Raw genomic sequence first — 11,487 nt, forward strand, 5'->3', positions numbered from 1 at the left:
TTATTTCTTTTTTACTAAACTCATCCACCCCAAACCGATCATAATCCAGACAATTTCCCTAATTCGTGTCACAACACCCATAAAAATACCGACTTTCGCAGGCAATCCTATACTCATCACAGCCATTGCTAATCCACCTTCCCGCGTTCCCAATTGCATTGGAAAGAAAAAAACAAGATTGGCAAATAAAGAAGATCCCGAGCTAATGATCATAGCATCAATAAAATCAATATTGATATCTAAGGCTAAACCAATAAAATAAATCTCAAAACAGCCCACAACACGTGCGACAAATTCCCAAAAAAGGGCCGTATAGAAGCGATCGCGACGATTTTGAAAGAGGTTTTTCACCTGCTGATCGACGTCATTCAACGTTTCATACTTCGTCTCCAGTAAATGACCAACTTTTTTGCCTACCAAAGGTAGTTTAGACAAAGCCTTCAATAGTGAAACTGTAATTCCCTTCTTATAAAATTTCGTGAATAGCCAAGTACAAATGATAGCCATCACAAAAATCACAGCACAGGCCACATCAACCATTGTACTTGCCGGTACGAACCAAAGAATTAGAAAAACAGAAGCGACCCAAAATAAAATATGCGACAAAATGTGCATGACACCGTATAACAGCACGGAAGAACCTGCCTTCGAACCACCGACATAGTTTTTAAGCTCCATAATACGATAAGGCTCACCACCTAATGCAACAAATGGCGTTATATAATTAATGGCGTACCCCGATATTGTCAATTGTAAGACCTTCCAAAAGGGTACATCTGTCTGCGGCAATTCGGGTTCCTGAATAATTGCCTTAAATGCCATTGCGTTCATCCAGTAGAGTACTGCCCAGCTACCGAGGACGGGCAAAAACCACCAGCCAATTTTTTCGAGGTTGTTCCAAATCTCATCAATTCCCATTGCTTGAATCATATAGGCCAGTGTACCTATACCGATGAGCATAAAGAGTACTTTATAGATCTTACTCCCCATAAGTTGGATCATTTGTTAATTTATCAACAAAATAACCGCTTACTTTTTCTTGTCGGTTACACATGTATATCAATATCGGATTTAGGACAAACATGTCAAAGAAAAAGTAAATCCAAGGCTGACCGATAAACAACCAAACAAATAGGAAAATCACCCTTGTATTGAACTGTACAATATTTGTATACTTCATCAATGGTTTATTTTGAGTTCTAAAGTCGACCATCAATTGTTTTGGCAATTCATCTTTATAACGACTCTTCACAATATGCAGCAGCTTTTGCAGTTTTGGAGAAAGCTTTTCCTGGTTACGTGTATAGCCCATGTAGCCATTCAGCACAAATTTGCTGAAAAAATTCTTGCGCCAAGACAAGGCATCATAGTCAACTTTCAAATCACGTGTATTGTCCAGCTCACTTCCGGCTTTACCTTTTATAAAATACAAATGTACATTACGATAATAGTCAGCCATTGCCGACTGAAGCATATGCGATACACCTGCAAGTACACAGAATACCCATAGCCATTGTGGCCATCCTTCATTAATACTGCGTAAACAGATCGCAATATGAATAGAAGCAAACCAAAAATCTCCGGCAAAACCATCCAAGATACGACCAAAGCGACTTTTATTGTCTGTCATTCTTGCCAGCTGTCCATCGGCACTATCTAAAGAATTGGCAAAAACCAATAAAAGCATGCCAATCACATTAATCCATAATGCAGGGTAATAGAATAAAATACCCGCCGCAACGCCAAAGAAAATACTAATAATTGTCACAGCGTTGGGTGTAATACCAATTTTGGCACAGACTTGCGCGATACGATAACCTATAGGTCGATAAAACCAAATATCAATTCGCTCTTCTGTATCATTAGATTTTAAAGATTGTTCGAATGCACTCAAATTATCTTCTTCGATTACATTAACTTGTTCTTTCTGCATTGTGGTTCTTTTCAGTAAATTTATGGTAAACCATTTGAGCAATGGCCTCAGCGGCCTCTGCCCGACATGGCGCAAAACTTGGCCAGTCGTTTAAGTCAATAATATGGAAGTCTCCATTTGCATCAATAATCACATCGCCGCCATAGATATGTACATCCAGGACTTCCGCAGCACGATTGGCAACTTCTTTTAGATTGTCGAGATCAAAAGGAAAATGCACTACCTCGTCATTAATTTGTTCATACAAATCATATTTGTGATGATTGTGTTCATATGGGTAGAAATAAAAGAAAAAATCCGTTCCCCGCACTGCATAAAACTTGAGTAAGTCTCCGGCAAGATGTTCAGAAATCACAGCCTCTTTAATCCCACGAAGTGCATATTCATTCAAGATATGTTGCGCTTCTTTCAGACTTGCAGCAAAGGTAACATCTTCCTTATGAATCGCATGAAAATCGCCACGTTTGATCCATACACCCTTTCCTTTCAGTTTTTCAAAAATAGATTGGATATCTGCAACGGTAGAGATCACGATACTCTTCGGATAAGGAACTCCACCTTCTAAAAGCTTAAGGGTCATGTTTTTCCGAAAGCAATTTTCAATTCCAAATCCTGAATTCAAGACATTGATCCCATTATTTTGAAGAGATTGCAACTTTTTCACTAAAGTCTTTGTTCTCCCCATAGTCAGAATATTATCCTGCTTCAGGGATGATGAAGACAAAAATTCATCTTCATTACACACCTCCACCGAAGCACCTTTTTCAGTCAGTTTTAAAACTACTTCATTAAATATAGCGGCATCATTCCCCACATGGTTGGGTGAAAAGCGATTTTTTCGAGTTACGCCTAAAATAGAAATCATATCGCTCATTTTACTAACTAACCTCCTCACTCAAAAATTGTTCCGCGACGACACGATCTTTTAAATGATCAATATCGACCACCTTGTCAAATACAAATGCTTCTACTTGTAAATCGTTTTTCAATAAAGCACGCTGAAAATTACGCATTCTGGAATTACCGGCTTCAACGGAGCTTAATGCACAATCCATAGCTGCTTTTCGGAAGCAATAAATTCCGCCAGAAACATACTTCGTTTCTGCGGTCGCTGTATCCAGAAAAGCTTCCACCCGAAGCTGTGAATTTGTGTTCACATAGAGCGGACTCTCATCGTCGACAAAAGGAGTGACTGCCATAAAAGCATCGGCATGTTGATGTTGCTGGAATGCCTCCAAATAGGCATGAAATTCATGTGGTCTAAAAACCGTATCTGTTGTTGTCAGACAACAGGACGACCAATCGGGGTTATTTTTGACAAGCAAGGCAAAGCTATGCAATGAACTTGCAGTATCTTCCTCTATAAGTACAATAGGTAATTCAAACGTTGTTTTTTCCAAAAACAATTTCAGTTCCGGAGATTGTTTATTGATGATAACATGAACTCTTTGCGCCCCTTCTTTAACAAACACGCGAATCAATCGCTCAATTAATGGAACTCCATGTAATGGTAGCAAGGGTTTCGGTAAATTAAATCCCTCTTTTCGCAATCGAGAACCTTCTCCCGCCGCTATAATTGCAAATTCCATTTCTTTTAATTGCAAAATAAAATCATTTATAAAAAAGCAAAACCCCCGTCACTATCTCAGCGTTCGTAAGCGCAAAAGTCTACAGAGGGTTATATCACAAATCTTCAATATCGTAAGGATTTTGAAGAAAAAGGGGAAAAATTGTTTTTAAACAATTGTTTCCCCTCTCTTATTAAGGTAATTTATTGAATACTATCTACTAGCTCCTGGTAATAATCCAATCCCAAATGTGTGATTAAATCTTCACCCATAATGTGGCGCAATGTATTTTGCAATTTCATCAATTGTTTGAAGATATCGTGTTCAGGAGGTAATCCCGGAGCGGTTTGAGGAGATTTCAAGTAAAATGATAACCACTCTTGAATACCAGACATACCCGCACGTTGAGCCAAATCAATAAACAAAGCCAAATCCAACGCAACCGGAGCAGCTAAAATTGAATCGCGACACAAGAAATTGATCTTAATCTGCATTTTGTAACCCAACCAACCGAAGATATCGATGTTATCCCAAGATTCTTTATTATCGCCGTGTGGAGGATAATAGTTGATACGTACTTTATGATAAAGATCACCGTATAACTCAGGGTTCTTTTTCGCATCCAGAATTTCTTCCAATACCGATAATTTAGAGACCTCTTTTGTTTTGAAATTTTCAGGATCATCTAATACTAATCCATCCCGGTTACCTAAGATATTCGTCGAAAACCAACCTTCAACACCCAAAGCTCTCGCTTGAAGACCAGGTGCCACAATTGTTTTCATCAATGTTTGACCTGTTTTAAAATCTTTACCTGCAATTGCCACACCGTTTTCATGCGCCAACTCAACAATAGCAGGAACGTCACATGTTAAATTTGGTGCACCATTTACATAAGGAGCTCCCTCTTTCAATGCCGCATAACAATAGATCATACTTGGTGGAATACGTTGATCATCATTGTCTAATGCTTCCTCTAATTTAGCTAAAGTTGAAAAAGCTTCGTTTGTTTCAATATAACGCTCAGTAGATCCACACCATACCAATACAACACGGTCTAATCCGTTTTTCTCTTTAAATTCACGAATATCACGTTGTACGGCATCTGCCAATTCACGGCGAGTTTTTTCAGATTTGATGTGCGTTCCGTCCAAATTTTTCACAAAATTACGGTCAAACACAGCCTTCATTGGTTGGATTGCCTCCAATTCAGCCTTAACAGCATCCAATTGGCCTTGCTCCAATACCTGTGCATTTGATGCAGCCTCGTATACGTTATCCTCATATACGTCCCATCCACCAAAAACAACATCTTCCAATTTTGCTAAAGGGACGAAATCTTTAATTAATGGATTTCTGTTCTCAGTGCGTTTACCCAGACGGATTCTGCTCAATTGAGAAACAGATCCGATTGGTTTTGAAAAACCTTTGTTTATAGATGCCACACCAGCGATTAATGTTGTAGCCACAGCACCTAATCCCGGAATAAGAATACCCAATTTTCCATTGGCATCTTTCACTTGTTGTCCCATATTAATTCTATATACTTAAATTGTTATTTAATTGATGTATTATGATAAAATAATTCTTAAAATTAGCTTAAAAAAACATATTTCATACCACTGCCCACTTAATTTATAAAATCGTGACAAATACCAATACAAACCCCATTCGAAACCTAAAAAAATAATCTGAAAATGAATTATTATTTAGTGTTCTACTAATCCATCTGATTGAAATTTAACGTTTTTAGCTAAAGCTGTTAACCCAAAAAATAATTCTCCTTAATTTTACTCAATATATTAAGATTCGAAAACTAATCCAAATTCAATCCAAAAAAAGTTTTTCTTTCTCAAAAATTGGTCAATTTTTCTTTTTCTATTCGCTATAAATATGACAATAAAATTGGAAAATGGTTTTAGTAGCACTAACTTTAGCCTAAAATCTAAATACACGCAATGAATCTATCGTTCAATTTATAAACCAGCAGCTGTTGATCCGCTCATTGTAGCTGGAGAAATGGTCTGCCAAACGATAACGCGATGACAAATTTAACTGTATCGCATAGCGCCCAAGGTGCATAAGAGTATCCATAGCATTGCAAAAAATGAACCCAAGTGTAAAATTATAATTTACACCAAAGAATGTACTGAACAAATAATTATCTGAATGAAAAATACAATTTCGTGCCTAACTTTAGCGCTTTTAAGCGCAAGCCAGTTACATGCTCAAACAGCTGCCGACTCGGCTTATGTTAGAGATCATTATGAAAAGACCGAAGTAGCAATCCCCATGCGAGATGGGAAGAAATTATTTACTGCGATCTACAGTCCAAAAGACAAATCCAAGAAATATCCAGTTTTACTCAATAGAACACCCTACACGGTTTCTCCTTATGGGCAGAACGAATACAAAAAAAGCTTGGGAAACTTTCCCCAAATGATGCGTGAAGGTTATATTTTCGTTTATCAGGATGTCCGTGGCAAGTGGATGAGCGAAGGTGATTTTGAAGATATTCGTCCGACCACCTACAGCAAAGATAAAAAAGCAATCGATGAAAGTACGGATACCTATGATGCGCTTGAATGGTTACAGAAAAATCTCAAAAACTATAATGGCAAAGCCGGGCTCTATGGGATTTCCTATCCAGGCTTCTATTCTACCGTCGGATTGGTCAAAACACACCCGAGCTTGAAGGCAGTCTCCCCACAGGCTCCCGTAACAGACTGGTTTATCGGCGACGACTTCCACCATAATGGCGTATTGTTTCTTCAGGATGCATTTACATTCATGTCAACCTTTGGTGTCCCACGTCCAAAACCCATCACACCAGATCAATTTAAGGGCAAAATTCAAATCAAAGAAGCCGATAAATATAACTTTTTTGCAGAAGCAGGAACAGCGCGGGAACTCAAAGAAAAGTATTTTGGTGACTCCGTACAATTTTGGAATGACCTGTTTAAACATCCCGACTATGATGATTTTTGGAAATCGCGTGTGATCACCAATTCTTTACAGGAGGTAAAACCAGCTGTGATGGTGGTTGGTGGTTTCTTTGACGCGGAAGATGCTTATGGAACATTTAAGACTTACCAATCGATTGAGGATAAAAGCAAAAAAAACAACTCGATTTTAGTCGCGGGACCTTGGTATCATGGCGGCTGGGTTCGTGCAGAAGGAAACTATTTAGGTGATATCCAATTTGAGAAAAAAACCAGTATTACTTATCAGGAGCAATTTGAACAACCGTTTTTCAAATATTACCTAAAAGATGAAGGAAACTTCGCACCTTCCGAAGCTAACATTTTTGTCTCAGGCAGCAACGAATGGAAACATTTCGAACAATGGCCGCCAAAAAATGTAGAGACAAAAAAACTATACTTCCAACCTCAGGGGAAACTTGGATTTGACAAAGTTCAACGTACAGATTCCTGGGATGAATATGTAACAGACCCTAATAAACCTGTTCCGCATCAAGGTGGGTTAATTCAAAACCGAACACGGGAGTATATGGTAGATGATCAGCGTTTCGCAGCTAGTCGCCCTGATGTCATGGTTTATCAAACGGAACCGTTGACGGAGGATCTGACGATAGTAGGCCCAATCAAAAACTTCCTCAAAGTCTCCTCAACAGGAACAGACGCGGACTATGTTGTCAAACTGATTGATGTATACCCGAACGATGCTGCAAGTTATCAAGGAAAAACAATGGCTGGATATCAAATGATGGTACGTGGTGAGATCATGGCGGGGAAATACCGAAATGGTTTTGATAAAGCACAGGCCTTGACTCCAGGTATGGTCGAAAAGGTTAATTTTGAAATGCCAGACGTTGCGCATACCTTCAAAAAAGGACATCGCATTATGGTTCAGGTACAAAACTCATGGTTTCCGTTAGCAGAACGAAATCCACAGGTATTTTTACCGTCTTATACAGCCACCAAAGCTGACTTCCGTAAAGCCACCCAACGTATTTTTCACGATGTGAACAATGCCACATACATCGAATTTTCTGTCCTCAAAGATTAACAGGTCAATTCGAAAGCCAGCGCTTAAGAGCTAATTGAATAAGGCTACATCAGCTAAACACCTATGCCTGATGTAGCCTTATCTTTAATCTTCCGCTACATACGTATCTTCTCCGGCCTTCCATCCCGCAAATAATAAAAGTACGATACTCCCCGCCAAAAAGTAGAACGAGTAATTCCAGGTAGCATCTATTTCGTGCAGCCTACCAAAGACCGGCGGACCAAAAGCCGCAATAAAATAGCCAACAGACTGCGCCATGCCCGATATTTTGATTGCATTTGCCGTTGATCTAGCCCGCAGGGTAAAGAAGAGAATAGACAAACTGAAAGACAGTCCATTGGAAAGTCCCAACAATATGGCGGCAACATAAATTCCCTGAAGCTTATAATGCCAGAATATAAAGATACTTCCAAGCATGCCTATCGCAACAGCAGTTGCCATTAAACGTTGATCCTTCATCCGATGAGCCAAAATAGGTCCAATGAACATAATGGGAATCATGGCAATTTGGATCAAAAACAGCAACCAGCCCGTATCCTCCTTTGGCATCCCATAATCGACCAATACGTTGGGCAACCAAGAAATCAAGCTGTAGTAAATCAGGGACTGAATACCCATAAATAGGCTGATATACCAGGCCAATCTTGACCTAAAGATATGCCCGATTCCACTTGTCGCTTGTCTATTTTCAGTAATACCTTGAGCTTTCTTTCGGCCTAAACCATCAAAAAAAACAACTATAAGTGATAACAAGGCTAAAATCACCCAAACACCCAGTGAGCCTTGCCACCCAAGACCGGTCCATTCACCCAATCGTAAACTAAAACCCGAAGCAAAAGCCGCAGTCAGGTTCATTGCTACCGCAAAAATCCCTGTCATCAGCCCAATCTGCTTTGGAAAACTGGTTTTTATATAGCCAGGTGTAACGACATTGCCCACACAGATCCCAAGTCCAATTAAAAAAGATCCCACAAACAGCGTTGGCATATTGCCCCAGACCCGAAGCACAATCCCTACACTCAACAGCATTAAACCAAACAATAAAAAACGATGCATGCCCAGTTTATGCGAATATCGACTTACTGCGACAGAACAGCTCGCAAACATAAAAAGGGGAATTGCCGTCAATAGGCTGCTTTGAAAACTATTTAATTGTAAATCTTCACTGATTTGCCCCAGTGCCGGGCCAACGGCTGTAATTGGCGACCGCAGATTGGTTGAGACCATAACAACAACCAATATGGATAACCAGGTCCAAGAAACAGCTGTGGATACTTTTATATTTTCTTTCATAATAAAATCGCGCTATACATGTAATGATCGCCTGCAAAGATATACCTGAAATTTTAATTAAATTTGCCATTAATTTAATTTAAAACGACATGGATCAAACAAATCATACATTGACAATTGAACGCATCCAGAAATCAACCTTTGTCTGGTTTGAAGAAAACTGGATACACGACAACGAGTTGCACAGTCATCGCAAAGGCCAGCTGATTTATGTCGAACAGGGTTTCCAATACCTTACCGTCGCAGGAAAAATGTATTTACTCCCCCAAAATCACGTTGCCTGGATTCCCTCCGGTGCAGTACATAAGACCAACTCCCACTCTGAACGCATCAAGCTTATGGTACTTTTTTTTGATACTCCACAATTTGACGGCGCACAAGACCAGTTGTTTTTCAGTCAGGTACAGCTATTTTCTGCGCCTAAAGTATTACGGGAAATGATTTTGTATTGTGAAAAATGGTCGAAATTGATTGAAGAAGATAAACATGAAAAAGTTTTCTTGGGTGCTTTACTCCATGAACTCCCCTATTTTGCGGCACAATTGCTCCAACTTGGGATCACCCTTCCTCAGGAGAATAGACTTCAAGCCGTCTTAAATCACCTACATGACCATTACACAGAAGCCTTCACATTAGACGAGATTGCCCTATTGTCCAATCTTTCGCTCCGAACTATTGAGCGCCTTTTTAAAAAGGAAACCGGAATGACACTTGCAAAATATCAGCAGTTACTCCGCATTATCAAGAGTTTGGAACTTCTTAGCACAAAACAATTCACCATCTCCCAAATCGCGTATAAAGTCGGTTATAAAAGCGTACAAGCGTTCACCAATAGCTTTTATGCTGTGATGAAATATAGACCTTCGAGTTTCATGATGGACTAGTTTTCGCACAGCTACAGGCCGTTTGTAGCTGTGCGGCTACAAAATATAAGACATTTTAAAAAAATAGTAACGAATAGTTGCACAGGTGTAATATTTACACTATCTTTGTATCATCATAATTTAGGTTTATAATTGGTTATTTAAGGTTTTCATTCTCCCCGTTTGAAAACCTTTTTTTATTTATTTTCACCGTCCCTCAAATCATTTCACTGCTCCGCAAACACAATAATTTCCCCCTTAGGCCCAAACAAAAGCAACTAATCGCATGTTCCCAAAAAATAGCGTTCAAATTAATTCTTAAAAAATTCAAGAAATTCTTTAACAATACTGTATTTTTAACGAATATATTCGGATGAGAAAGGTCAGGCGAATAGAAAAGAGTTCAAATATTGAAAAAATAATCTAAACATATATGGCAGAACATGGGGATTTGCAAATCGCAATACTAATCGATGCGGATAATGTATCTTATCGAAAGATCGAAGAGATTTTGAATGAAGTCAAAAGATATGGGATTCCAACCATCAAACGCATCTACGGAGACTGGACCAACCCTTATGTTGAAAAATGGAAGGACAAACTTCTTACTCACGCGATTACCCCCATACAACAATACAGTTATACCCAAGGCAAAAATTCTACTGATTCCGCATTAATTATTGACGCCATGGATATTCTGCATTCGGACAGAGTGGACGGATTTTGTATTGTATCGAGCGACAGCGACTTCACCCGCTTGGCCACCCGCCTCCGGGAATCAGGCAAGCTCGTAATCGGTATAGGTGAGAAAAAGACACCTAAGCCTTTTATCGCCTCCTGTGACAAGTTTATCTATGTGGAAATTTTCGAGAAAAATCAAAAGAAAGAAACAGTCACAAAGAAAAAACAGCAAAATCAACCCAAACCCGCCCCGGTTGACAACCCGGCAAGTATAGCGGTACTGGATGAAGAAACCCTGGAACTTTTAAAAGACACTGTCGATGATACAGCTGATGAAAATGGCTGGGCTTTCCTAGGGGAAATCGGAAGTCTTTTCAATAAAAGGAAACCTGATTTTGATGCGCGAAATTACGGATACGACAAGATGTCCCACCTTTTTAAAGCCTACAAGGAAGATTTTGAAATTGAAGAGCGAAACACCGACAAATCGCGCATAAAACACTACTACATCCGTAATATCATTAAACGGCCTTTAGCAATGGCCAGCCCCGCTACAGCAGTGGAAACTGAACACAAAACTCCTTCTACTCCTATTCCTTCCGTACAGCCTACAGAAACTACGGGAAAAACTGCCAATCAAAACAATAGAAAGAAAGGGCGCCAAGAGAAGAAACGTCAGGATAAAACAAGTTCTGAACCGATACAAAATGAGGCTCCAAAAGTTCAGGAAATTCAGGAGCAAAACGCCGAGTCCCAAGCCTCCACAGTACAGACACCACCGACAAGCATGCTTTTTCCTTCAGAGGGCAACAAGATTACTGCAGATGATGTTAAGAAATCGCAAATAAGGATTACAAAAGAATTCAAACCTTTATTTCCCACTAAATCCCAAAAATTAAGGATTATGATCAATGCCGGAGAATATGAATGCAATTTTACCTACCGAGGCAGAGGATTTCATGTACTTAAACTGGGAAAAGAAGCCGCTACGCAGCTTGGTCTTGCAGAAGGAATACAAATACAACTGATCAAACTGAATGAAGTTAGCTTTAGCCTTCAAAATAAATCCGTTTAAATCTTATTCAGGGTTATTTTTCTCGCTTTAATAGGGTGATAGGAC

General features: G+C 39.3%; 9 protein-coding genes. 3 read left to right on the top strand and 6 right to left on the bottom strand.

Annotation, left to right across the window (positions count from 1 at the left end):
- The 5 genes from B4N43_RS06955 to B4N43_RS06975 all read right to left on the bottom strand — a co-directional run bounded on the left by B4N43_RS06955 (position 1) and on the right by B4N43_RS06975 (position 5,033).
- On the bottom strand, positions 1 to 990 hold the full coding sequence (locus tag B4N43_RS06955) for a lysylphosphatidylglycerol synthase transmembrane domain-containing protein (RefSeq protein ID WP_088160998.1): 990 nt from the start codon (positions 988 to 990) through the stop codon (positions 1 to 3).
- A complete protein-coding gene (locus B4N43_RS06960) occupies positions 980 to 1,933 on the bottom strand; it encodes a CDP-alcohol phosphatidyltransferase family protein (protein ID WP_088160997.1) in 954 nt (317 codons plus the stop codon). The genes B4N43_RS06955 and B4N43_RS06960 overlap by 11 nt, the downstream gene beginning before the upstream one ends.
- Entirely contained in the window at positions 1,914 to 2,798 is an 885-nt protein-coding gene (locus B4N43_RS06965; protein WP_232475744.1) for a hypothetical protein, read from the bottom strand. The genes B4N43_RS06960 and B4N43_RS06965 overlap by 20 nt, the downstream gene beginning before the upstream one ends.
- Positions 2,799 to 2,811: 13 nt before the next feature.
- Positions 2,812 to 3,522 carry a nucleotidyltransferase family protein gene (locus B4N43_RS06970; protein ID WP_088160995.1) on the bottom strand — a complete coding sequence of 237 codons (711 nt, stop codon included), beginning with the start codon at positions 3,520 to 3,522 and terminating at the stop codon, positions 2,812 to 2,814.
- Between the two features lie 182 nt (positions 3,523 to 3,704).
- A complete protein-coding gene (locus tag B4N43_RS06975) occupies positions 3,705 to 5,033 on the bottom strand; it encodes an inositol-3-phosphate synthase (protein WP_075991923.1) in 1,329 nt (442 codons plus the stop codon).
- Between the two features lie 637 nt (positions 5,034 to 5,670).
- On the opposite strand from B4N43_RS06975, the gene B4N43_RS06980 reads away from it, so the two are divergent.
- Positions 5,671 to 7,530 (top strand): CocE/NonD family hydrolase, encoded by a 1,860-nt coding sequence (locus tag B4N43_RS06980; RefSeq protein WP_075991922.1) that lies wholly within the window; start codon positions 5,671 to 5,673, stop codon positions 7,528 to 7,530.
- 84 nt (positions 7,531 to 7,614) lie between these two features.
- On the opposite strand, the gene B4N43_RS06985 is transcribed toward B4N43_RS06980, so the two are convergent.
- Positions 7,615 to 8,823, bottom strand: a complete 1,209-nt coding sequence (locus B4N43_RS06985) for a CynX/NimT family MFS transporter (protein WP_286733743.1) — start codon at positions 8,821 to 8,823, stop codon at positions 7,615 to 7,617.
- An 89-nt stretch (positions 8,824 to 8,912) separates the two neighbouring features.
- Between B4N43_RS06985 and B4N43_RS06990 the strand changes: the two genes are divergently transcribed.
- Positions 8,913 to 9,707, top strand: coding sequence for a helix-turn-helix domain-containing protein (locus B4N43_RS06990; protein ID WP_286733744.1), 795 nt, complete (start codon positions 8,913 to 8,915; stop codon positions 9,705 to 9,707).
- A 412-nt stretch (positions 9,708 to 10,119) separates the two neighbouring features.
- Positions 10,120 to 11,442 (top strand): NYN domain-containing protein, encoded by a 1,323-nt coding sequence (locus B4N43_RS06995; protein ID WP_286733745.1) that lies wholly within the window; start codon positions 10,120 to 10,122, stop codon positions 11,440 to 11,442.
- Positions 11,443 to 11,487: the final 45 nt, after the last annotated feature.

Source organism: Sphingobacterium sp. UBA1897, from assembly GCF_002337775.1.
GTDB lineage: Bacteria > Bacteroidota > Bacteroidia > Sphingobacteriales > Sphingobacteriaceae > Sphingobacterium > Sphingobacterium siyangense.